Raw genomic sequence first — 23,928 nt, forward strand, 5'->3', positions numbered from 1 at the left:
GCCGGAGAAACAGAAGAGGCCCCCGTCACCGGAGGTGACAGGGGCCTCAACTTCGTACATACATCTAAGTGGCACCGACCCGCCATGCTCGCCTCGCGGCAAGTGGTCCCTCAAAGGGACGAAGGTTGGGCCCGGGGGCTTGGATCGAGCCGGTGCCACGACAAGGCTAACAAACCACCCTGGTTGGTGATTCCAGCGCCACAGGTTGACCTGAAATCGCCATCTTGCGCCCCGCGGCTTCAGTCCCGCAGCAGGTCCGGGACCCCCGCCTCGTCCGGCATGTCCCGGTCGCCCGAGAGCACCGTCAGGGCCTGCGTGGACCGGGTCAGCGCCACGTACAGCACCCGCAGGCCGGCCGGGGACTCGTCCGCGATCTCCGCGGGCGAGACGACCACCGTGGCGTCGTACTCCAGTCCCTTCGCCTCCAGGGAGCCCAGCGCCACCACCCGGTCGCCGAGCCCGGCGAGCCAGCGGGCGGCCTCCGCGCGCCGGTTCATGGCGACGACGACGCCGACCGTGCCGTCCACCTCGCCGAGCAGCCGCTCCGCCTCGGACCGAACAGTTTCGGCCAGATCGCCCTTCTCCGGTACCGGTACGAAGCGGGGCTCGACACCCGTCGAGCGGACCGCGCGCGGCGACTCCTTGCCCGGCATGGCGAGGGCGAGGACCTTCGCGGCGAGCTCGGCGATCTCCGCCGGGTTCCGGTAGTTGACCGTGAGCTCGAAGCGGCGCCGCGGCCGGGAGCCGAGGGCCTCGTCCCGGGCCTCGGCGGCCTCGTCCGGGTCCGACCAGGAGGACTGCGCCGGGTCGCCGACGACCGTCCAGGTGGCGTGCCGGCCGCGCCGCCCGACCATCCGCCACTGCATCGGCGTCAGGTCCTGGGCCTCGTCGACGATCACGTGCGCGTACTCGGTGCGCTCCGCCGCGAGCCGCTCGGCCCGCTCCCGCTGGGTCTCCTCCCGTACGGGCATCAGCTCCTCCAGGCCCGTGAGCTGGTCCAGCGGGTCGTACTCGCGCCTCTTGCGGGGCCGGGCCGGGGCGCCGAGCAGGGTGTGCAGCTCGTCCAGGAGGGCCACGTCGTGGACGGACAGCTCCCGGCGGCGCAGCGAACGCGCGAGCCGCCGTACCTCGCCCGGGTTGAGGATCCGGCGGGCCCAGCGGCCGAGCCGCCGCTCGTCGGCCATCGCGTCGAGGACCTGGCGGGGCGTGAGCTCGGGCCACCAGGCGTCGAGGAACCCGAGGAACGCGTCCTCCGTGGACACGTCCTCGTCGAAGGAGGAACGCAGCTCGGCGGCGAGCTCGGGGTCGCTGTGCCGGCCGACCGCGCCGGACTTGGCGTACAGCGCGTCGAGGAGAAGCCGGCGGGCGCGGGGGCGCAGCAGGTTGACGGGGGCGGTGCCGCCGAGGACGTTGTGCCGGATGCGCCGCAGCTCGTCGGCCTCCAGTTCCAGGCGCCGCCCGAAGGCCACGACGCGGAGCCGGGTCGGGGTGCCGGTGGGCGCGGGGGTCTCCTCCTCCCCCAGCTCGGGCTGGCTGTTCCTGGGGGCGGGCGTCTCCAGGGCACCCCGGGCGGCCTTCCGCAGCACATGGACCATGCGGGAGGAGCCCTTGACGCGGGCGACGGCGGGTTCGTCGTAGGCGGTGGCTTCAGCCCCGTCGACGAGCGAACCGACCGCGCGGATGGCCACCTGCCCCTCCTCGCCGAGGGAGGGCAGGACGCCCTCCGTGTACGAGACGAGGAGCGGGGTCGGGGAGACGATCAGGATGCCGCCCGCGTACCGCCGCCGGTCCTGGTAGAGCAGGTACGCCGCCCGGTGCAGGGCGACCGCCGTCTTCCCCGTACCCGGCCCGCCCTCGACGTACGTCACGGAGGCGGCGGGCGCCCGGATGACGAGGTCCTGCTCCGCCTGGATGGAGGAGACGATGTCCCGCATGGTGTGGCTGCGGGCCTGGCCCAGAGCGGCCATCAGGGCGCCGTCGCCGATGACGGCCAGCTCGCGCCCGTCGAGGGTCGCGCGGAGCTCGGGACGCATGAGGTCGTCCTCCACACCCAGGACCTGACGGCCCTTGGAGCGGATGACGCGGCGGCGCACGACCCGGCCGGGGTCGACGGGGGTGGACCGGTAGAAGGGCGCGGCGGCGGGCGCCCGCCAGTCGATGACGAGCGGCGCGTAGTCGGAGTCGAGAACTCCGATCCGCCCGATGTGAAGCGTCTCGCCGATCTCGGCGGTGTTGTCGGGGCGTACGGCGTCCTCCGCGGGCTCGACGGAGGTGTAGGCGCCGTCGGGCCCCTTCTTCCCGTCCTTCCCGTACAGCAGATCGATCCGGCCGAAGAGGAAGTCCTCGAACTCGTTGTTGAGCCGGTTGAGGTGGATGCCGGCCCGGAAGACCTGGGCATCACGCTCTGCCAGAGCGCCGGGCGTGCCGACCTGGCCCCGCTGGGCGGCGTCGTTCATCAGGAACTCCGCCTCGTGGATCTTCTCCTCGAGACGGCGGTAGACCTGATCCAGATGTTCCTGCTCGACACCGATCTCACGGTCTCCGACCGTGTCCACGGCTTCCTGCGCGGCCACCTAAGGCCCCCTTCTCACGTGCACTGGGCAGCCGTCGAGCGTACGCCACCGGGGGGCACCGTGTCAGGCGCGGGTCACCGCTTCCCGGCGGGTCGCCCACGCACGGCCCCCCGAGCCCCTGCGGGACGGCACCCCACCGCCGTGTGGGCAATCGTCTCGCCGGGGCGGGACAGGTGGGCACACGGGACGGCGCCCTTGCGGGCGCCTCCGCCTTCCGTGCCTTGACCCGCACCACGATGCGCGCCGTACCTGCGGTGCGGGTACAGGCGCGGAAGCCTCTGGCGCCGGCACGGGCGCCGTTCCTTTGTGCCCATCCGTCCCGCCCCAGCGGAACGATTGCCCACAACGGGGGCGGCGGGGGCGCCGCGCGCGCTACTCGGCGTACTTGTCGTCCGCCGAAGGGTCCAGCGCCAGCCGGTACCCCCGCTTCACCACCGTCTGGATCAGCTTCGGCGTGCCGAGGGCCGTACGGAGCCGGGCCATCGCCGTCTCGACGGCGTGTTCGTCGCGTCCCGCGCCCGGCAGCGCCCGGAGGAGGTCGGCGCGGGAGACGACCCAGCCGGGCCGGCGGGCGAGGAGGCCGAGGAGGGCCATCCCGGCGGGCGGGACGGGGCGCAGGCCGCCGTCGACGAGGACGGCGTGCCCGCGGACCTCCACGCGGTGGCCGGCGACGGGCAGGACCCGGGCGCGGCCGGGGAGTTCGCGGCAGAGCAGCTGGACGAGGGGGCCGAGCCGGAAGCGCTCGGGCTGGTACGTGTCGATGCCCTCGGCCTGGAGCGGCAGCGCCGTGACGGGCCCCACGCACACCGCGAGCACGTCGTGCCGGAGTGCGGCGAGGAGTTCGTCCCGTACGCCCCTCTCCTCCGCCCGGGAGAACAACGAGGCGGCGGCCGGCGCGCTGGTGAAGGTCACCGCGTCGAGGCCGCGGGAGAGGGTCGCGTCGAGGAGCCGGTCGAGCGGGCCGAGGTCCTCGGGGGGCATCCAGCGGTAGACGGGTACGCCGACGACCTCCGCCCCGCCCGCCGTCAGGGCCTCGACGAACCCCGGGAGCGGTTCGCCGTGGAGCTGGAGCGCGATCCGCCGGCCGTCGACGCCCTCGGCGAGGAGCCGGTCGAGGACCTCGGCCATGGATTCGGAGGAGGGCGACCAGGACTCGGTGAGTCCGGCGGCCCGTACGGCTCCCTTGACCTTGGGGCCGCGGGCGAGGAGCTCGACGTCCCGCAGGACCGCGAGGAGCTCCTCCCCGTACCCCCAGCCCTCGGCGGCTTCGACCCAGCCCCGGAAGCCGATCGCCGTGGTGGCGACGACGACGTCGGGGGCGTGGCCGATGAGCTCCTTGGTGGCGGCGAGGAGTTCGGTGTCGTCGGCGAGCGGCACGATCCGCAGGGCGGGGCCGTGGACGACGGCGGCGCCGCGCCGGCGCAGCAGCGCGATCAGCTCGTCGGCTCGTCGTGCCGCGGTGACGCCGACGGTGAAGCCGGCGAGGGGGCCGTGTTCTTGCTCGTCCATGGGGCCCGAGCCTGACGGGACCGCGTGACAGTCCGGGTTCGCCCGTATTTCCTGGTCGTTACGGTCCGCGCCGGGCATCGGGCATCACACCTTCGCGTAACCGGACCGGGGCTCCGGCTCGGTGACCGCCTCGGCGGTCTCGGGGACGGTGGCAGGGGTCCGAAGGTATACCGCCCAGGTGACGACCATGCAGGCCGCGTAGAAGGCGAGGAAGGCGACGAAGGCGGCGGTGCCGGTGCCGGCGGTCTGGAAGGACTGGCGGAAGGCGAGGTTGATGCCGAGGCCGCCGAGTGCGCCGACGGCGCCGATGAGGCCCATGGAGGCCCCGGAGAGCCGTCGCCCGTAGGCCTCGGCGGGCTCGCCCACGAGGCCCTTGCGGTGCCCCTGGGCGAGGAAGATCGCCGGGATCATCTTGTACGTGGAGCCGTTGCCGAGGCCGCTGAGGACGAAGAGGCCGATGAAACCGACGAGGAAGACGGTGAGCGACTCGGTGACGGAGGCGTAGATCACCACGGAGGTCGCGACGGCCATCGCGGCGAAGGTCCCGAGGGTGATGCGGGCGCCGCCGTGCCGGTCGGCGAGGGAGCCGCCGACGGGCCGGATGAGGGAGCCGAGCAGCGGGCCGATGAAGGTGAGGGACGCGGCCTGGAGCGGGGTGCGGCCGAACTGGGTCTGGAGGACGAGGCCGAAGGCGAAGCTGTAGCCGATGAAGGAGCCGAAGGTGCCGATGTAGAGGAAGGCCATGATCCAGGTGTGGCGGGCCCGGACGGCTTCCTTCGCGGCGCCGGTGTCGTTCTTCACGGGGGCGAGGTTGTCCATGAAGAGCGCGGCGCAGACTGCGGCGACGACGATCAGGGGCAGGTAGACGCCGAGCACGATCCTCGGGTGCACGGCGCCGGCGGTGCCGATGACGAGGAGGCCGACGAGCTGGACGACGGGGACGCCGATGTTGCCGCCGCCCGCGTTGAGGCCGAGTGCCCAGCCTTTCTTCCGGAGCGGGAAGAAGGCGTTGATGTTGGTCATGGAGGAGGCGAAGTTGCCGCCTCCGACGCCGGTGAGGGCGGCCACCAGGACGAAGGTGGTGTACGAGGTGCCGGGCTCCATCACCGCGAAGGCGAAGCCGGTGGGGATCAGGAGCAGCAGGGCGCTGAAGATCGTCCAGTTGCGGCCGCCGAAGCGGGCGACGGCGAAGGTGTACGGGATCCGGATCAGCGCGCCGACGAAGGTGGCGGTGCCGATGAGGAAGAACTTGCCGGCGGGGTCGACCCCGTACTGGGGGCCCATGAAGAGGACCATGACCGACCAGAGGCTCCAGATCGAGAAGCCGATGTGTTCGGAGAGGACGGAGAAGAGCAGGTTGCGTCGTGCGATCCGCTCTCCCTTCTCACGCCAGAAGGTCTCGTCCTCCGGTTCCCAGCGTTCGATCCAGCGGCTACCCATCGCGCACCTCCACGGAGTCGGATCCCTGATGCCTCCGAACGCTAGGAAGGGCGCGTTTCAGGCCGGTGCCGTGAGGTGACGGTGACGGAACCTTGCTCTCACCCGGCGTACGAGCCCTGTGTGAGCGCCCCCTCTCATGCGGGCAGTCCCGGTTCGCCTTCCGGCAGCCAGGCGCCGGGCGGCCGGGTGAGCCAGCCCTCCCGGGCGCCGAGCTCCGCCGCGGCCCGGCGCAGGGCGTCCAGGCCGGCGTGACGGAGTCCCTTGCGCCACACGAGGCTCACGGGTGAGAGGGGCACGGGGTCGACGAGCGGGCGGATGACGCAGTCCGGCAGGGGCGGGAAGTCGACGACGGCGAGGACCGGGTTGCGGTGCTTGGCCATGAGCCGCCGGAACTCCTCGCGGCCGATGGCCAGCGGCGCGGGCGGGGCGATCTCGATGTCCCGGCCGGCGAAGAGGCGGGCGGCGAGGTCGGTCCACTCGGGTGTGCGGTCGTTTCCGGCCCCGGCGTAGATCCGCTCCCCGGCGAGACGGGCGAGCGGCACCTCGGGCAGGCCGGCGAGCGGATGGTCCTCGCGGAGGATCACGGCCATCGGTTCGTACCGGACGAACTGCGCGTCGAGCCCCGCCCTGAGCCGGGCGTCGAGTCCTCCGTACCGGCCGAAGGAGGTGTCGATGCGGCCGGCGAGGATGGACTGCGCGGCGCCGGTGAGTCCGCTCTCGTAGCGGGCCATCAACTCTTGTTCCGGGGCGAGTTCGCGGGCCCGGAGGAGGACGCGTCCCTGGACGAGGTCGGGGCTGTTGAGGTCGACGAGGAGAGGCCGGGGGGCGGCGCGGAAGGCTTCGCCGAGTTCGTCGTGGGCGGCCAACACCCGGCGGGCGTACGGGAGGAGGCGCTCGCCGTCGGCGGTGAGGGCGACCTGCCGGGTGGTCCGCACGAACAGCTCGGCGCCCAACTCCCGCTCCAGGCGACGGATGTCGCGGCTGAGGGCCTGCTGGGCGACGTAGAGGCGTGAGGCGGCGCGGGTGAAGTGGAGTTCCTCGGCGACGGCGGTGAAGGCGCGCAGCAGGCGGGGGTCGATGTCGTACGAGGAGGCCATCGCCGCATTTAACAACACGGGCGCGTGAATGGCCACCGATCAGGTGTTGGACCGGCAGGGTCATGCCAACAGACCCTGGTTCCATGCCGCAACCGGACCTCACCCTCACCCCGGCGGGCCCGGCCCTCGCCCCCCGCTACCGCGACCGGGCGACGCCCCTCCCCGAGAGGCCCGAGAGGCCCTGGAGACCCGAGAGGCCCAGGCCCCCGCAGAACCCCGCCAACCCCGCCAACCTCCCCATCCTCCCCAGCCCTCCACACCCCACAACCCCCACCAACCCCTACCTCCGCCTCTTCTCCCGCCCCGGCACCCGGGCCTTCACCGCCGGGAACCTGATCGCCCGGCTGCCGATGGGCATGTTCGGCGTCAGCGCCGTGATCATGATCGCGGGGGCGTACGGCTCCTACGCCCTGGCCGGCGCCGTCACCGCCACCGGGCTCGCCGTCGGCTCCGTCACCGGCCCGCTGATCGCCCGGCTCGTCGACCGGTACGGCCAGGCCCGGATCGCGGTCCCGGCGACCGCCTACGCGGTCCTGGGCCATCTGGTCCTGCTGCTCTGCGTCCACGAGAGGGCTCCCGTCTGGGCGCTCTTCGTGACGACCGCCGTCACCGCCACCACCCCGAACACGGGCGGCATGTCCCGGGCCCGCTGGGCGTATCTCTTCCGGGACGACCCGGGCGCGCTGCACACCGCGAACGCCTTCGAGCAGGCCGCGGACGAGCTCTGCTACATGCTCGGCCCCGTGCTCGCCGCGGTCCTCTGCTCGGCGCTCTTCCCCGAGGCCGGCACGCTCACCGCGGGCCTCCTCTTCCTCTCCGGCGTCCTGGTCTTCGCGGCCCAGCGCTCCACGGAGCCCCCGGTCGCCCCCCGCACGGCGGCGGGCTCGCCGCTGCGGGCCCCCGGCATGGCGCCGCTGCTCGCGGTCTTCCTCGCCACGGGAGCGGTCTTCGGCTCCATGGAGGTGGTCGCCCTCGCGTTCGTGGACGGCCCGGTCGCGGGACCGGTCCTCGCCCTCCAGGCCGCCGGCTCCTGCGGGGCGGGCCTCCTCTACGGCCGCGCCCGGCGCACCGCCCGCCTGCGCACGTGTCTGGCCGCGATGACGGTCCTGATGGCGATGCCGCTGCTCGGCGCCTCGACGGGCGCGCTGCCCGCGCTGGCGGCGGGCCTCCTGGTGGCGGGCATGGCCACGGCCCCGACGATGGTGACGGGCATGGGCCTGGTCCAGCGCCTCACCCCCGCGGCCCAGCTCAACGAGGGCATGACCCTCGCCGTGACCGCGCTCCTGGCCGGCATCGCGGCCGGCTCGGCCACCGGCGGCTGGGCCGCCGACCACGCGCCCTTCGCGTCGTTCGGCTTCCTGATCCCGGTGACGGCGGCGGCGCTGGCCCTGGCCCTGTGCACGGCGACCGGGGTGGGCCGCCGTGCACCGGAGGGGTCCTAACCCTCTAACCCTGCCGCAGCGGCGCCATCGGCACCTGCACCCCGTACGCGGTGGCACCGGCCCCGGCACCGCCCGCGCAGCCGTTGGGCTCCTGGGTGCCGAGACCGCGCGTGGACGGCTTCTCGGCGGCCCAGAACATGTAGCCGAGCAGCCCCGGCGTGGTCCCGGCTCCGTTCGGCGCCGCGTTCCGCACCCAGTCGCCGGTCTCCTTCTGGAGCGAGTTCGCGAAGTCGGTGCACTCGGGCAGCGGACTGCGTCCGTAGGCGAGGTACAGCCCCGCCGTGAGCTTGGCCGGGGCGAGCGGGGCGACCGGCGGCGAGAACTGGGACTTGCCGTCGAGGTGCTCCTGCCAGTTCGCGATGTGCGAGCTCGCCGAGGTGGGGCGTGCGGTCACCATCGCGTTGGCGTAGTCGAGCACCGGGTTGTCGGTGCGCAGCCAGTCGGCGGTGGCCTTCCGGTTGAGGTCGATGAGCCAGCGGTCGCCGGCGGCGGTGTCGATGGTGAGCCGCGCGGCCGGCCGCGTACCGGAGGCGTCGTAGGGGTGGACGGACCGGTAGGCGTCGATGAAGGCCTGGAGCCCGGTGAGGTTCGGGGCGGTGTTCTGCTCGTAGTCGATCTCGATGCCGACGCCGAGGTCGGCGGCGACGGCGGCCGCGTTGAGCCCCAGCTGCGTGGCGTTCTCGGCGAGGGCCGCGTCCCACGCGTCGGTGTAGGTGATCCCTCCGATGGAGAGCATCACGCGGATCCCGCGCGAGGTGAAGTACTGGACGATCTCGCGGCTCATGCCGACGGGGACGCCGTTCGCGGTGGTCGCGTCGGTGGTGCGGTGCAGCAGCTTGAGCGGCTCGACGAAGCTGAGGACGACCAGGTTGACCGAGGGGCGTCCGTCGCCGCGGTCGATCAGCCAGTGGTTCTTGGCGTCGAACTCGGCGACGTCACGGACGGTGGACCAGGTGCAGTAGTCGTCCCCGCAGTGCCAGGTGCCGTAGACCTGCACGGGCGCGGGGGCGGCGGCTCCGGCGGGCAGGGTGGCGGGGACGAGGAGGGCGAGGAGCATGAGCAGGACCGCGAGGGGTCTGTGACGCATACGTACCTCCGGGAGTGCCGTGGCGTGAGGGGCGGCCCCGGCAGAGTGGCAGGTACAGACCAAGTCGACAAGAGGGCGGCCACACATGCGCCGCCGGGCATGACAAAGGCCCGGCGGTCGCGAACGACCACCGGGCCTGTGCCCACATGGGATGAGGTGTCCGAGCGGGGTGTACCCCCTCGGGCGCTCGGTGGAGATGGCGGGAATCGAACCCGCGTCCAACGGTGCAGAATCAGGGCTTCTCCGTGTGCAGTCTGGTGCGACTTTCTCAGCCCTCCGGATCACCCAGACAAGTCCGGAACGGGCTCAGCCACTGTTTGATTTCCCTCCAACCCCCGTGACCGGGGCTAGAGGTTTAGATCCCTAAATGACGCCAGGATCCGGGTCGGGACCACCCCCGGGCTGACGCTCCTCACAGAGGCTTCTGTTCGTTACCTAAAATTAGGCAGCGAGGGCGAAGCGGGAGTTATCGCTCTTGGTGTTGGCGATTATTGGTTGCGACATATGGTTTACGAGATCATTGCCGCTTCCTCGACACGCTTCCCACTGCTTCGACATCCGCTGTCGAAACCGATCATCCCCATGTTGTTTTTTCAAAGGTCGCACCCTCTGTGGGGTGCAGGTCCCATCGTACGTGACCGACGGGTGCGGTTGCCAGCGTATTAACGGCGCGAGGCGCTAGGAGCCCTGCGCCGCCGCCCGCTGCTTCCGCTTCGCCGCCGCGATGGCCCGGTTCGTCTCCCGCGTGTCCTGCTTCTCCCGCAGGGTCTGGCGCTTGTCGTACTCCTTCTTGCCCTTGGCGAGCGCGATCTCGCACTTCACCCGGCCGCCCAGGAAGTACAGAGCGAGGGGCACGATCGTGTGACCCGTCTCCTGCGCCTTCGACTCCAGCTTGTCGATCTCGGCGCGGTGCAGCAGCAGCTTGCGCTTCCGCTTCGCGGAGTGGTTGGTCCAGCTGCCCTGCATGTACTCCGGGACGTGGATGTTGTGCAGCCACGCCTCGTGGTTGTCGATCTGGACGAAGCCGTCGACCAGCGACGCCCGCCCCATGCGCAGCGACTTCACCTCGGTGCCCATGAGCACCACACCGCACTCGTAGGTGTCGATGATGTGGTAGTCGTGCCGCGCCTTCTTGTTCTGCGCGATGAGCTTGCGCTCCGGCGCCTTGTCCGATGTCTTCTTCGCAGGCTTGCCCTGCACGTTCACGAGTCCCTTTGCCATAGTGCGGTCATTTTCGCACTACGAGCCCCCTCCGAGGCCACTCAATACCGTTCTCGCCCGCTCCTCGGCCCGATCCCCCGCCGCCAGGTCCGGCGTGATGCCCCGGCCGTCGACGGCGTGCCCTGCGGGGGTGCGGTAGTGGCCGACGGTCAGCTCGGCGACGGAGCCGTCGGGCAGGGCGCTCGGCATCTGGACCGACCCCTTGCCGAAGGTCCGCGAGCCGACGGTGACCGCCCGGCCCCGGTCCTGGAGCGCGCCGGTGAGCAGCTCGGCCGCGCTCATGGTGCCCCCGTCGATCAGCGCGACCAGCGGTCTGCCGGTGTCGCCGCCGCCCTCCGCGTACACGGCCCGCTCCTCGCCCTCCACGTCGTACGTGGCGACGAGCCCGCCGTCGAGGAAGGCGGAGGCGGCGACGGCGGCCTCGGCGACCAGGCCGCCCGAGTTGCCCCGCAGGTCCAGGAGGACTCCGGCGCCGGCCGGGGCGGCCCGTACGGCGTCACGCACGCGCGTGCCCGCGCCCTTGGTGAAGGCGGCGACCCGGATCAGTACGGCGCCGTCGTCGAGGCGGCGGACGGTGACCGGGTCCGTCGCGAGCCGGGCCCTGCGCAGGGTCTGTGTCCAGGTGGCGCGCCCGCGCTCGACCCGGAGGGCGACGGCCGAGCCGGCCACGCCGTCGCCGCGCAGCAGGGAGACGACCTCGGAGACGGAGAGCCCGTCGACCGGGCGTCCGTCGACGGAGACGATCCGGTCGCCGGTCCGCAGGCCGGCGCGCTCGGCGGGCCCCCCGGACTGCACCCGCGTCACCCGGACCCCGTCCGCACCGGCGCGGCCCGCGGAGAGACCGACCCCGGTATAGGCGCCGTCGAGGGCCTGCTCGAACTCGGCGTACTCCTTCTTGTCGTACACCGCGCCCCAGCGGTCGCCGCTGCGGCTGACGAACTCCTCGGCGGCCTTCTTGCCCGACTTCCCGTCGGCCATGGCCGCGGCGGCGGCCTGCGCGAGAGCGGCGCTGTCGACGGTCGCACGGTCAGCGGCCTGCCCCTCGCCCCCGGTCGCGCCCGCGGCCTTCACGGCGGACTCCTGCCGGGGCAGCGAGCCGGTGGCTGCGGCGGTGGCGAGGACGCCGGTGAAGACCAACGTCAGAACGGCCCCACGGAGCACTCCGCGGGGCCGGATACAGAGATCGTCGGTGCCGGCCGGCATGGCGCCCACTCTAGGACAAGGCGATGGCGCCGCACGGGCTTTGCCCGTACGGCGCCATCGGCCGTCAGAGGTGTCTTCTCACACCTTCAGGTACTTGCGCAGCGCGATGAAGGCGGCCACGGCGGGCATGAGCAGTCCGATGGCGATCACCAGCGGCAGCTTGGCGAGGACGGCGTCCCAGCCGATGAAGTTGACCAGCTGCATCTTCTCGGCGAGCGCGATGCCGTGGTCGATCAGGAAGTACCGGCCGACGAGCAGCAGCACACAGGCGACGCCGCCGCCGAGGAGTCCGGCGAACGCGGCCTCCATGATGAACGGCATCTGGATGTAGAAGCTGGACGCGCCGACGAGCCGCATGATGCCGGTCTCGCGGCGGCGACTGAAGGCCGAGACGCGGACGGTGTTGACGATCAGCATCAGCGCGATGACCAGCATCAGACCCATGACGCCGAGGGCCGCGATGTTCATGCCGTTCATCAGGTCGAAGAGGTTCTGCAGGATGTTCCGCTGGTCCTGGACCGATTCGACGCCGTCGCGGCCGGCGAAGGCCGTGGCGACGACCTTGTACTTCTCCGGGTCCTTGAGCTTGACCCGGAGCGACTCCTGCATCTGATCCGGCGTCACCACGGAGGCGATGGCGGTGTCGCCGTACTGCTCCTTGTAGTGATTGAAAGCCTCGTCGGCCGTCTCCGTCTCCACGGACTCGACGATGTCCATCTTCTTCAGATCGGCCTCGATCTGCTCCCGCTGCTCCTTGGTGACCGCGCCCTTGGCGCACTTGGCCGCCGTGGCCGCGTCGGCCTTGTTGCAGAGGAAGATGGAGACGTTGACCTTGTCGTACCAGTAGTCCTTCATCGTGCTGACCTGCTCGCGCATGAGCAGCGCGCCGCCGAAGAGGGCGAGCGAAAGGGCCACGGACACGATGACGGCGAAGGTCATCGTGAGATTGCGCCGGAGACCGACACCGATCTCGGAGAGCACGAACTGAGCGCGCATGGTGTTCTGGATCCCCCGCCGTCAGTGCTGGTAGCCGTAGACGCCGCGCGCCTGGTCGCGGACGAGGCGGCCCTTTTCGAGCTCGATGACGCGCTTGCGCATCTGGTCGACGATGTTCTGGTCGTGGGTCGCCATGACGACGGTGGTCCCTGTCCTGTTGATCCGGTCGAGCAGCTTCATGATGCCGACGGAGGTCTGCGGGTCGAGGTTGCCGGTGGGCTCGTCGGCGATCAGCAGCATCGGCCGGTTGACGAAGGCCCGGGCGATGGCGACGCGCTGCTGCTCACCGCCGGAGAGCTCGCCCGGCATCCGGTCCTCCTTGCCGCCGAGTCCGACCAGGTCGAGCACCTGCGGCACGGCCTTGCGGATCTCGCCGCGCGGCTTGCCGATGACCTCCTGGGCGAAGGCCACGTTCTCGGCGACGGTCTTGTTGGGCAGCAGGCGGAAGTCCTGGAAGACGGTCCCGAGCTGGCGCCGCATCTGCGGCACCTTCCAGTTGGAGAGCCGGGCCAGATCCTTGCCGAGGACGTGCACCTGGCCTTGGCTGGCGCGCTCCTCACGGAGGAGCAGTCGCAGGAAAGTCGACTTTCCGGAGCCGGAGGAACCGACGAGGAAGACGAACTCCCCCTTCTCGATCTCCAGGGAGACATCCCGGAGCGCGGGGCGGCTCTGCTTCGGATAGGACTTGGAGACGTTGTCGAATCGGATCACGGATGCACCACGGTCGGCCGGGAGTAGGTGTGCGTGACCTTACGCGACCGGAGATGGCCCGCGCAGTCGCGGTCCCGGCTTGCACCGTTTATCCTTTTCGCCCTTCCGGGCCGAAGGCGGGCAATCCGGCGGGGCGCGCCGAAACGCCGCGGAGCTGGCACAGTGGTAGGGGGAACGTCCGGATCCCACCGGACGTTGTCCTGGTGTGTACCCCAGTGCGGGAGGAGGAGAGCGCATGACCTACGACCGACTGGTGTGCGCCAACTGCGCGGCCCCGGTCGCCGAGGGCCGCTGCCCCGTCTGCCGCGCCAACCGGGAGCGTCTGACCCCTCAGGGGCTGTCCCCCGCGATGCTGCTGACGCTGGCGATCGCCCTGCTGGCGGCCATCGCGCTGCTCGCCGCGGTCCAGGCGGCCTGACCGGCGGGCGCGCGGAGCCGACACGAGCCGGAACCACGCGAAAGGGCCGGGGAGCGAACTCCCCGGCCCTTCGTCATGCGTCTACGCGTCTGCGCGGGTGCGTCAGACGGCGGCGCGACCGCCGCCGACGAGACGCGGCAGCATACGGAAGCCGATGCCGCCGGCGATCATGGTGGCGGCACCGATGATCAGGAACGAGGTCTCGGCCGCACCGGTCTCGGCGAGCTCCTCCTTCGCCTGACCCTGCTGGACGGGCTGCGAGCCGGCCTGGTCGGTGTCGGTGTTGTTCGGGGTGTCCACGCACTCGGCGCCGTCGAGGTCGACGGTGCAGGTGCCGGCGCCACCGTCGGTGGACGAGCCGCCACCGGTCGTGGTGGTGGAGCCGCCGGTGGTGGAGGAGGAGGACGAGGACGAACCGCTGGTGGCGGAGCCGTTCCCGTTTCCGTTGTTCCCGTTGCTGCCGGACTGCTCACCGGTGTTACCGGTGCTGCCCGTGGTACCCGTGGTGCCGGTCGTACCCGTGGTGCCCGTCGAGCCGTCCGTACCGGTGGTGCCGGTGGTGCCGGTGGTGCCGGTCGTGCCCGTGGTGCCCGTGGTGCCCGTCGAACCGTCCGTACCGGTCGACCCGGTCGAACCGTCGGTACCCGTGGTGCCCGTCGAGCCGTCCGTACCCGTGGTGCCCGTCGAACCGTCCGTACCGGTCGAACCGGTCGAACCGTCGGTACCGGTGGTACCGGTCGAACCGTCGGTACCGGTGGTACCGGTCGAACCGTCGGTACCCGTGGTGCCCGTCGAACCGTCCGTACCGGTCGAACCGTCGGTGCCGGTGGTACCCGTCGAACCGTCGGTACCGGTGGTGCCCGTCGTGCCCGTGTCCTCGCCCGTGGTCCCCGTCGAACCGGAGATGCCGCCGAGGATCGTGTTGCCGTCGGTGTCGCCGTCGGACTGGATGCCGAGGCCCACGTCCACGCTCTGCTGCGAGTCGGTTCCGAATCCGCCGACGGCCTGCGCGGCACCGGCCGCCGTCAGGGACGCACCGGCGATGATCACGGCGCTGGCCGCGACCCGCACCAGGCGGACGCGCGTCTTGTTGGTCATCTGGCTGCTACCCCCAGTAGCTCATCTCGTCATGGGGCAGCGCTCGGGGCCTCGCGCAGCAGGGGCGGTGTCACTGCTGGACCGGCCCCCGTTCACACGCGTCCCAGGAAAGCGCATGCCAGTACGCCACCCTTCCGAGTTTCCGATGAAGCGTCAAGGTCGTTGCGCGTGCGATGCCCGAAAGATCACCAGGTGACCGACATGCGACGATGCAACTGTGACGTAAACCCGGAACTCCGGGCCCGGCGGCGGCAGTTCCCTTGTCGACAAAGCGTCCCGACGGCCTCGCTTCCGCTTGCGTCAGCGAATGCGAGGGAGGCTCCGGAAACGGCGCCGGGCCCCGCACCGAAAGGTGCGGGGCCCGGGCTCGTACGACCGAGTGCGACGGAGGGGACTACTTGTCCTGCTGCTTGCGCCAGCGGATGCCCGCCTCCAGGAAGCCGTCGATCTCGCCGTCCAGGACGGACTGCGGGTTGCCGACCTCGAACTCCGTACGGAGGTCCTTGACCATCTGGTACGGGTGGAGCACGTACGAACGCATCTGGTTGCCCCAGGAGCTGCCGCTGTCCTTGAGGGCGTCCATCCTGGCCCGCTCCTCCTGGCGCTGGCGCTCCAGGAGCTTGGCCTGGAGGACGTTCATGGCGCTCGCCTTGTTCTGGATCTGGGAGCGCTCGTTCTGGCAGGAGACGACGATGCCGGTCGGGAGGTGCGTGATGCGCACGGCCGAGTCGGTCGTGTTGACGCCCTGGCCACCGGGGCCCGAGGCGCGGTAGACGTCCACGCGCAGCTCGGACTCGTCGATCTCGACGTGGTCGGAGGACTCGACGACCGGCAGGATCTCGACACCGGCGAAGGAGGTCTGGCGACGTCCCTGGTTGTCGAAGGGCGAGATGCGGACGAGCCGGTGGGTGCCCTGCTCGACGGAGAGCGTGCCGTAGGCGTACGGGGCCTTGACGACGAAGGTGGTGGACTTGATGCCCGCCTCTTCCGCGTACGAGGTCTCGTAGATCTCCGTCGCGTAGCCGTGCCGCTCCGCCCAGCGCAGGTACATGCGCTGGAGCCGCTCGGCGAAGTCGGAGGCGTCGACGCCGCCGGCCTCGGCGCGGATGTTGACCAGCGCCTCGCGCTCGTCGTACTCGCCGGAGAGGAGGGTGCGGACCTCCATCTCGTCGAGGGCCTTGCGGACGGAGGTCAGCTCCGTCTCGGCCTCGGCGAGGGTGTCCTGGTCGTCCATCTCCTCGGCGAGCTCGAAGAGCACCGCGAGGTCGTCGATCCGGCCGCGCAGGGTCTCGGCCTTGCGGACCTCGGCCTGGAGGTGCGAAAGCTTGCTCGTGATCTTCTGCGCCGCCTCCGGGTCGTCCCACAGGGACGGGGCCGCGGCCTGCTCTTCGAGCACGGCGATGTCGGCCCTCAGCTTCTCGAGGTCCAGGACGGCCTCGATCGACCCCATGGTCGAGGAGAGGGACTTCAGCTCTTCGGATACATCGACGACTGCCACGCGTCCAGCGTAACGGCTCCGGGCCTGGAGCCGAACCTGTGGCGGGAGCTACGGCTGGGACGACTGCTTGGAGTCCTGCGGCGGGGCCTCCCCGTCGCCGGACGCCGCCAGGTAGCCGCCGGCGCCGAGCGCGCCCGCGACGACGACCGCCGCGACGGCGAGGGTGATCCGTCTCTTGCGGACCGCGCCCGCCTTGTGGCGGGCCGAGCCGGGGCGGCGGGCGCCGGCCGGGCGCGGGGCGCGGGCGGTGCCGAGGGGGCCGCCGGAGAGCTCGTCGGGGGCCGGGACCCGCATGGAGGTGTGGGTGTCGCGGTTGGAGTCGGCGGAGGCGCCGGGGACGAGCGGGACGGCGGCGCGGCGCGGGCCGGGCTCACCCGCGCCCGTACCGGTGGCGTACGTGTCCTCCTCGTACGGCTCCGGGGCCGGCTCCGCGTCGGGCTCGTCGACGTCCAGCGGCGGGATGCCCTTGAGCAGCGGCAGGACGTCCTTGAGGCGGGCGGCGAGCTCGGAGGCGCGAAGCCGGGAGGCGGGGGCCTTGGCGAGGCACTGGACGATGGTCTGCCACAGCTCCTCGGGGATGCCGGGCAGCGGGACGACGGTCTCGGTGACGTGGCGGCGCAGGACCGCGCCGGGGTGGCCGCCGCCGAACGGGGTGAAGCCGGCGAGCAGCTCGTACAGGACGGTCGCGAGGGCGTAGATGTCGACGGCGGCGCGCGGCGGGAGGCCCTCGACGATCTCGGGGGCGAGGTAGTCGGGGGTGCCGATGATGCGGGTGGCCTTGGTGCGGCCGGGGGTGTCGATCAGCTTGGCGACGCCGAAGTCGGTGAGGAGGGCGGGGTGCGAGCCGCCCGGCCCGAGCGGCCCCTCCATGTCGAGCAGGATGTTCTCGGGCTTGACGTCCCGGTGGACGACCCCGGCGGCGTGCGCGGCGGCGAGGGCCTCGGCGACGTCGGTGACGATCGCGACGGCGGCCTCGGGGGCGAGCCGCCGCTCCCGGTCGAGCCGGGTGCGCAGGTCGGTGCCGCGGACGAGGTCCATGACGAGGGCGAGGTCGTTGCCGTCGACGACGAGGTCGCGGACCTTGACGACCCGGGGGTGGTCGAGGCCGAGCAGCGCGGTCCGCTCCTGGACGAAGCGGCCGACGAGCTCCTGGTCGGAGGCCAGGTCCTCGCGCAGCAGTTTGACGGCGACGGGCCCCTCGGGTCCCTCGCCGAGCCACACCGTTCCGGCGCTGCCCCGTCCGAGGATCTGGTGGGCGGTGTAGCGGCTGCCGATGTTCCGTGCCAAGACTGCTCCCTCAGCGGCTGCGGTTCTCGACAAAGCTACGCGTCCACAGCCGCCGGTCTCGACCTCCGAGGGGAAATCACCCCTCGGAAGTCGACAAATCGGCAGCGTTACTGCCCCGTACCGCCGGTAGTACCCCCGGAATCGGCGGCGTCGCCGATCGAGGAGATCCAGTCGGTCACCGTCGAGATGCCGTCGCCGATGGCCTCCCAGTAGCCCTTGCCCTGGGCGACCCAGTCCTGGAGCGGGGTGAGCTCCCAGACGAGCCAGCCGGCGACCACGAACAGGACGATCATGATCAGGCAGCCCTTGAGGCAGCCGAGACCGGGGATCCGCACCGGGTTCGCGCTCCGCTGCCGCGGCGGGCGCGGCTCGCGCGGCGCCGGGGCCTGGGGCGGCGGCTGCGGGGGCGTGTACTGCTGCTGGGGCGGGGCGTACTGCTGCGGCGGAGGCGGCGGAGGCGCGTACTGCTGCGGCTGCTGCTGGTACGGCTGGGGTGCGGGGCGCTGCGGGGCCGGGCGCTGCTGCTGGTACGGCTGCGGCGGCTGCTGGCCCTGCTGCTGACCGTACGCGCCGGGCCGGGCGTCCTGCGGGGGCTGCGGCTGGCGCTGCGGGCGGCGGCGCAGCGGGTCCTCGCTCGGGTCCAGGTACTGCACCTGGGTCTGCTCGTTGCGGTCGCGGACCTGGCGCAGCTGGCTCTGCCAGGGGTGCGGCTCCTCCGCCGGAGGGTTCTGGGGTACGGGGGGCATGACGGCCGTCGGGTCGGCGGCGCCCGCCGGGCCGCTGGTCGGCATGAAGCTGGTCGCGGCCGCGGGGTCGTACTGCGGGGGCATCCCGGCCCCGGCGGCGCCGCTCGGCAGCACCTGGGTGGGGTCGGCGGCGCCCGGAGTCTGACCCTCCGGGGTCCCCGGGACGGGCGCGGGCGCCGGGTCGGGGGCGAGGAGCGCCCCGACGCCTTCCGCCGCCTCGATCTGGGCGGGCGTGGCGTGCACGCCGATCCCGGCGGCGACCGCGCGCAGGCCCCGGGCGAGGTTCACGGCGCTCGGCCGCCGGTCCGGGTCCTTGCTGAGGCAGCGCTCTATGACCGTCCACAGCGGTCCGGGCACCGTCGAGGGGCGTCGCGGCTCCTCGCTGAGGTGCCGGTGGAGGACCTCCAGGGCGGTGCCGCCGGCGAACGGGGGCCGGCCGGTGACCAGCTCGTAGAGGAGGATGCCCGCGCCGTAGATGTCGACGGCGGAGGTCTGCGGGCGGCCCTCGGCGGACTCGGGCGCCACGTAAGCGGGCGTGCCGACGAACTCGTGGGTGCGGGTCAGGCCCGGGGAGTCCGCGAGGCGCGCGATGCCGAAGTCGGTGAGCATCGGGTGCATCTGGCCGCCCTGCTCGGCGAGCAGCACGTTGGCCGGCTTGAGGTCGCGGTGGACGACGCCGTCGGCGTGGCTGGCGGCGAGCGCGTCGGCGATCTGGGCGGTGAGGAGGGACGCGGCGACCGGGGTGAGCGGGCCGCTCTCCCTGATGTACCGGTGCAGGTCGGGGCCCTCGACGAGGTCCATGACGAGGGCGAGGACATCGCCCTCGACGACCAGGTCGCGGGTGCGCACGATGTTCGGATGCGTCAGCCGGAGCAGCACGGACCGCTCGCGCAGGAAGCGCATCACGATGTCCGCGTCGTTGGCCAGCTCCTCCTTGAGGACCTTGATCGCGACGGTCTCGCCGGGCTGGCCGGCCACGGCCGCCTCGGCGCCCGCCGCCTCCCGCTGGCGGGCTCGCCAGACGGTGCCCGTGGCGCCGCGGCCGAGCGGCTCCTCGAGCAGGTACTTGCTGCCGATAGGCCGCACGTCACGCGCTCCCTGCTGATCGTGGTCCTGGGGTGGTTCCCGAAGTGTCCCCGCGGTCCCTGTCCTCTGTTGTGACCCGTCCGGGTGTCCGACCCACTTTAGTGCCGCCGAACGGGTCACCGACCGGTCGTCCACAGGCCGATTCCGATGCCGTGTTCGAGCCCCACCGGGGGCCCGGAGCGAACGGAACTTGTCCGGAAGAAGACGCTCCACGGGGTGTGGCGGTTGCCAGGCATGCTCCGAAGGCATGCCCAAGCAGGCTATTTCTCGTCCACAGCCGACCATTCAAGATCACTTGTGGCCGACCCGCGGGCGTGTCGTCGGTGGCAGGTGCGAGGATGCCTACAGCACGTCGCATCGATGGGGTCGGGAGCCCCCGCGCCGTGCCGACCTGTACCGGGCGACGCGTCCGTGCCGGGTGGGGGGAGACACAGGGCGGTTCCCCCCTGCCGGGCCATCTCGCGCAGAAGGGACCGCTGACGGCGATGCAGATCCGGCTGACCGTCCTCGCGCCGTACGCCGGCCACGGCGCCGGCCGCGCCTGCGACGTGCTCGTCACGGCCCCCGCCGGGACGGCTCTCGCCGCCGTGGCCTCGAACCTCGCCGCTGCCGTCACCGGCCCCGACACCTCCGCCTCGGGCACGACCGTGCTCTACGCGGGCGCGGAGCGGCTCGACGGCCGTCGAGCCGTGCTCGGCGAACCCCCGCTGGTCGACGGCGCGGTCCTCTCCCTCCACCTCCCCGGCCCGGACGACCGGGCCGACGAGACGGCCTCCGCCCGACTGCACGTGGTGGCGGGCCCGGACGCGGGCGGGGTGCACCTGCTCCACGGCGGAGCGATCAGAATCGGCCGTTCCGTCGACGCCGACGTGCCGCTCGACGACCCGGACGTCTCCCGCTCCCACTGCACGGTCACCGTCGGCGAGGACGGCCGGGTCACGGTCGTCGACCGCGGCTCGACGAACGGGACGACGCTCGACGGCGTGCCCGTCGGCGACCGCCCGGTCCCGCTCCGCCCGGGCGCGCTGCTGCGCCTCGGCGAGTCCGCCCTCCGTCTCACGGGCCCCTGCGGAACCCCCGGCGAGGGGGGCGCCTCCCACGCCCTCAAGGCTGTGGGGGAGGACACGGTGGCGACGGCCCCGGACGGCGAGGGCCACCTGCGGGTCGCGCACACGACGGACCTGCCGGACCGGCCCGACCCGGTGCGTCCGGCCGACGACACCACCCACGGCGGCGCGCGCGGGATCGCGTACGGCGAGGTGTACGACGGCGGCCACGCGCACGCGGGGCACCCCCGTGACGGACACGAAGGACACGAAGGACACGACGGCTACGGCGCGCACGACGGGCACGACGAGCGCCCCGGCCACGACGGCGGCGAGCCGCAGGGCAGGACCCGGCAGACCGACCGGACCCGGGACCGGGGGGACGCGCCCACGGCCCCCGCCGCCTCGGCGCGCGGCGGGAGCAAGCGCGGGCTCGGCGCGTGGGCACGGCGCCTGGCGGGCGGCCGCGAGGAGCTCCCCGCCGCAGGCCTCCACGCCTCCCCGGACACCCACGCCGGCACCCGGCCCCGCCCCGGCCCGCACGGCGGCGCCCCCGGACCCGCACCGGTCGCCGACACCTGGCCCGACCCCGCCACCGTCCTGCTCACCGCCCTCGGCCCGGGCCCCCGGCTCTGGGAGCGGGGCCAGGACCACCCCGAGTCCCTGGTCGTCCGGCTCGGCACCACGGACCGCGCCGAACTCTCCGGCGTACCGGTCACCGTCGGACTGCGCGAGGCCGGCTCCCTCGGTCTCGCGGGCCCCGGCGACCGGCTCACCGGGCTCGCGCGCTCGGTCGTGGCCCAGCTCGCCGCCCTGCACTCCCCCTCCGACCTGGAGATCGTGCTCATCAGCGCCGACCGGAACCGCTCCCTGGAGGAGCGGCGCCGCGCCTGGGGCTGGCTCGGCTGGCTCCCGCACGTCCGGCCCGCCCACGGCCAGGACTGCCGGCTGCTCCTGGCGTACGACCGCGAGCAGGCCCAGGCCCGTACGGCCGAGCTGACCCGACGACTCGACGAATGCCCGCTGGGCCCCGGCTGGCCCAGCGCCGACCGCGCGTCCGTCGCCGAGACCGCCGCCCGCCACGACGGTCCGACGACGGTCGTGATCGTCGACGGCGACCCCGGTTCCGCCGTGCTGCGCGAGACGGTCGCGCGGCTCGCGGGCGTGGGCGCGGCAGCCGGCATCCACCTCCTCTGCCTCGCCGAGGCGCCCTCCGCCACCCCGGACTCACCGGTGGCCGCCACCTACGAGAGCGCGTGCGCCGCCTCCCTCGCCTTCCGCGAGTGCGGGGCCGCCGCGCTCCTGAGCGGCGACGTGGCGACCGCGCTGCGGCTGCTCCGGACCTCCGGCGGACGGCTCGCGGGCCACGGCACCGTCGGCGTCGTCGACGCGGTCTCCGTCGCCTGGGCCGAACGCTTCGGCAGGGCCCTCGCCCCGCTGCGTCCGGAGACGGCGGCGGCGCCGGGCACTCGGACCGCCGCGCTGCCCCCGTCGGCCCGCCTGCTCGACGAGCTCGGACTCGCCCGGGCCACCCCCGCCTCCCTGATGGCCCGCTGGGCCTCCGCCGGGGACGGCACGGCCGTCCTGGGAGCGGGCCCGCGCGGCCCGCTGGCCGTGGACCTCACCCAGGAGGGGCCGCACCTGCTGATCGAGGGTCCGGCGGGCAGCGGGCGCACGGAGCTGCTCCGCTCGATCGCCGCCTCGCTCGCGGCGGGCGGCCGCCCGGACCGGCTCGGCCTGCTCCTCGTGGACGGCGCGGGCGGCGAGCGCGGCGAGGGCCTCGCGGTCTGTACGGAGCTGCCGCACGTCACCGAGCACCTGGTCGCCTCCGACCCGGTGCGGATGCGGGAGTTCGCTCAGGCGCTGGGCGCCGAGCTGAAGCGCAGGGCTGAGATCCTGGGCGACGGCCACTTCGCCGACCGCCGGGGGGCGCGCGCCGCCGACCGGCTGATCGGGCAGCGTGCCCCGAGCGCGGCGGAATCCCTGCCCCAGGGCGCCCGCGCGACCGTCCGCGTCCCGGACACCGGCGACCTCACGGACCGCCCGAGCGGCCGTACGCTCCGCACGGGCGACGGTTCGATCGGCGCGCTCCCCAGCGGCCGTAGCGGGCGGGTCCCGCGCGCGGGCGGCGAGGACGTGACGGGCCGCACCAGCGGGCGCGTCCCGTACCCGGGCACGGCAGACCCGGTCGGCCGCCCGAGCAGCCGCACCCTCCGCACGGGCGAGGCCGACCTCACGGACCACCCGAGCGGCCGAGTCCCCCGCACGGGCGCGGACGACGTCCCGGGCCGCCCGAGCGGCCGCATCCCGTACCCCGGCGCGGACGACGTGTCGGGCCGCACCAGTGGCCGCCTGCCCCACCCCGGCTCCGGCTCCGGCTCCGGCTCCGGCTCCGGCGACCTCAACAGCCGTACCAGCGGGCGCGTGCCGCACCCCGGTGGCGAGGACGTCTCCAGCCGGGGCAGCGGCCGCGTCCCGTACCCGGGCGCCGGCGATCTCACGGACCACCCCAGCGGACGGATCCCCCGTTCCGGCGATCTCACCGACCACCCCAGCGGGCGCGTCCCCCGCGCCGGGGACGGGGCGCTCGACGAGCGGTCCGGTGTGCGGGCGCGGTCCGGAGGGGACGCCTACCTGGGCGACACACCCAGTGGGCGGCTGCCGCGGCGGGACGCCGGGGCCCTCGACGACCGTCCGAGCAGCCGCACCCTCCGCACGGGCGACGGCGACCTCGCCGACCGCCCGAGCGGGCGCGTCCCCCGAGCCGGTGACCTCACCGATCACCCCAGCGGGCGCGTCCCCCGAGCCGGTGACCTCACCAACCACCCCGGCAGCGAGGACGCCAGTGGGCGGATTCCGCGGCCGGCCTCCGGCGAGCAGGCTCCCGCGAGGGCGGCGGGGGCCGGGCATCTGCCGCGGCTCGTCGTCCTCGTCGACGACTTCGACGCCCTGGTCGCCCCCGCGCTCGGCGCCCCCGGCCGCCCGGCCGCCGGGTCCGTCGTACGGGCCCTGGAGGCCGTCGCGCGGAACGGCGAGCGGCTCGGGGTGCACCTCGTCGCGACCTCGGCGCGCCCGGACCGTACGGCCGACACGGAGCTGGCCCACGGGGCCCGGCTGCGGATCGTGCTCGACGCGCCCCCGGTGGCGGCGGGCCCGGACGTGCCGGTGGCCGGGCGGGGCCGCCTCGGGCATCCGGACGGCCGGGTGACCCCCTTCCAGGCGGGCCGCGTCACGGGCCGGATCCCCCGGACGGGGACGCTCCGGCCGACGGTCGTCCCGCTGGAGTGGGAGCGGATGGGCGATCCGCCCACCCGTCGCCCGGTCCGTGAGCTGGGGAACGGCCCGACGGACCTGGCCCTCCTCGCGAGCGCCCTCGACCGGGCTGCGCGCTCGGTCGAGGCGACACCCGTGGCCCCCCTGACCCCCGCCCATCACGGCTGACGTGACGTCACGAGGGCATCACGATCGCC

General features: G+C 73.2%; 16 protein-coding genes and 1 other RNA gene. 3 read left to right on the forward strand and 14 right to left on the reverse strand.

All coding sequences use genetic code 11. The annotated features are described in order from the left end of the window. Positions 1-239 precede the first annotated feature (239 nt). From ACN9M0_RS13330 to ACN9M0_RS13345, 4 genes are all read right to left on the reverse strand, one after another. Complete coding sequence (locus tag ACN9M0_RS13330; RefSeq protein WP_366036621.1) at positions 240-2,573, reverse strand: HelD family protein; 2,334 nt, start codon at positions 2,571-2,573, stop codon at positions 240-242. A 372-nt stretch (positions 2,574-2,945) separates the two neighbouring features. Beyond that, positions 2,946-4,082 carry a uroporphyrinogen-III synthase gene (locus ACN9M0_RS13335; protein WP_366036620.1) on the reverse strand — a complete coding sequence of 379 codons (1,137 nt, stop codon included), beginning with the start codon at positions 4,080-4,082 and terminating at the stop codon, positions 2,946-2,948. An 84-nt stretch (positions 4,083-4,166) separates the two neighbouring features. Continuing rightward, on the reverse strand, positions 4,167-5,522 hold the full coding sequence (locus ACN9M0_RS13340) for a nitrate/nitrite transporter (RefSeq protein WP_366036619.1): 1,356 nt from the start codon (positions 5,520-5,522) through the stop codon (positions 4,167-4,169). A 134-nt stretch (positions 5,523-5,656) separates the two neighbouring features. Then, positions 5,657-6,619 carry a LysR family transcriptional regulator gene (locus ACN9M0_RS13345; RefSeq protein WP_426405301.1) on the reverse strand — a complete coding sequence of 321 codons (963 nt, stop codon included), beginning with the start codon at positions 6,617-6,619 and terminating at the stop codon, positions 5,657-5,659. Between the two features lie 83 nt (positions 6,620-6,702). Here ACN9M0_RS13345 and ACN9M0_RS13350 point away from each other — a divergent pair, with 83 nt between their 5' ends. Continuing rightward, positions 6,703-8,061: an MFS transporter gene (locus ACN9M0_RS13350; protein ID WP_399699250.1), complete on the forward strand. Its 1,359-nt coding sequence runs from the start codon at positions 6,703-6,705 to the stop codon at positions 8,059-8,061. Positions 8,062-8,065: 4 nt separating this feature from the next. Here the strand turns inward: ACN9M0_RS13350 and ACN9M0_RS13355 are convergent, their stop codons facing one another. The 6 genes from ACN9M0_RS13355 to ftsE form a co-directional block, all read right to left on the reverse strand. Continuing rightward, positions 8,066-9,148: a hypothetical protein gene (locus ACN9M0_RS13355; protein ID WP_366036617.1), complete on the reverse strand. Its 1,083-nt coding sequence runs from the start codon at positions 9,146-9,148 to the stop codon at positions 8,066-8,068. Between the two features lie 188 nt (positions 9,149-9,336). After that, positions 9,337-9,730: a transfer-messenger RNA gene (gene ssrA / locus ACN9M0_RS13360) on the reverse strand. Positions 9,731-9,826: 96 nt separating this feature from the next. Next, on the reverse strand, positions 9,827-10,369 hold the full coding sequence (gene smpB, locus ACN9M0_RS13365; RefSeq protein ID WP_366036616.1) for an SsrA-binding protein SmpB: 543 nt from the start codon (positions 10,367-10,369) through the stop codon (positions 9,827-9,829). Positions 10,370-10,387: 18 nt separating this feature from the next. Next, the gene (locus ACN9M0_RS13370; RefSeq protein WP_366036615.1) at positions 10,388-11,572 is read right to left on the reverse strand and encodes a S41 family peptidase; all 1,185 of its coding nucleotides are present in this window, start codon (positions 11,570-11,572) and stop codon (positions 10,388-10,390) included. 78 nt (positions 11,573-11,650) lie between these two features. Next, positions 11,651-12,568, reverse strand: a complete 918-nt coding sequence (gene ftsX / locus ACN9M0_RS13375) for a permease-like cell division protein FtsX (protein WP_366036614.1) — start codon at positions 12,566-12,568, stop codon at positions 11,651-11,653. A gap of 21 nt (positions 12,569-12,589) precedes the next feature. Next, positions 12,590-13,279: a cell division ATP-binding protein FtsE gene (gene ftsE / locus ACN9M0_RS13380; protein WP_030692056.1), complete on the reverse strand. Its 690-nt coding sequence runs from the start codon at positions 13,277-13,279 to the stop codon at positions 12,590-12,592. Between the two features lie 235 nt (positions 13,280-13,514). On the opposite strand from ftsE, the gene ACN9M0_RS13385 reads away from it, so the two are divergent. Then, positions 13,515-13,697: a hypothetical protein gene (locus ACN9M0_RS13385; RefSeq protein ID WP_041129480.1), complete on the forward strand. Its 183-nt coding sequence runs from the start codon at positions 13,515-13,517 to the stop codon at positions 13,695-13,697. A 102-nt stretch (positions 13,698-13,799) separates the two neighbouring features. Here the strand turns inward: ACN9M0_RS13385 and ACN9M0_RS13390 are convergent, their stop codons facing one another. From ACN9M0_RS13390 to ACN9M0_RS13405, 4 genes are all read right to left on the reverse strand, one after another. Beyond that, positions 13,800-14,795, reverse strand: coding sequence for an LPXTG cell wall anchor domain-containing protein (locus ACN9M0_RS13390; RefSeq protein ID WP_426403647.1), 996 nt, complete (start codon positions 14,793-14,795; stop codon positions 13,800-13,802). A gap of 394 nt (positions 14,796-15,189) precedes the next feature. Next, on the reverse strand, positions 15,190-16,293 hold the full coding sequence (gene prfB, locus ACN9M0_RS13395) for a peptide chain release factor 2 (RefSeq protein WP_366036612.1): 1,104 nt from the start codon (positions 16,291-16,293) through the stop codon (positions 15,190-15,192). Positions 16,294-16,341: 48 nt separating this feature from the next. Beyond that, complete coding sequence (locus ACN9M0_RS13400; RefSeq protein WP_366036611.1) at positions 16,342-17,580, reverse strand: serine/threonine-protein kinase; 1,239 nt, start codon at positions 17,578-17,580, stop codon at positions 16,342-16,344. Positions 17,581-17,687: 107 nt separating this feature from the next. Next, on the reverse strand, positions 17,688-19,412 hold the full coding sequence (locus ACN9M0_RS13405; protein ID WP_366036610.1) for a serine/threonine-protein kinase: 1,725 nt from the start codon (positions 19,410-19,412) through the stop codon (positions 17,688-17,690). A gap of 485 nt (positions 19,413-19,897) precedes the next feature. Between ACN9M0_RS13405 and ACN9M0_RS13410 the strand changes: the two genes are divergently transcribed. Continuing rightward, positions 19,898-23,899, forward strand: a complete 4,002-nt coding sequence (locus ACN9M0_RS13410) for an FHA domain-containing protein (RefSeq protein ID WP_426403648.1) — start codon at positions 19,898-19,900, stop codon at positions 23,897-23,899. The last annotated feature ends 29 nt before the right edge of the window (positions 23,900-23,928 follow it).

It is taken from the genome of Streptomyces sp. R-07 (assembly GCF_049913175.1).
In the GTDB taxonomy this organism is placed as follows: Bacteria; Actinomycetota; Actinomycetes; order Streptomycetales; family Streptomycetaceae; genus Streptomyces.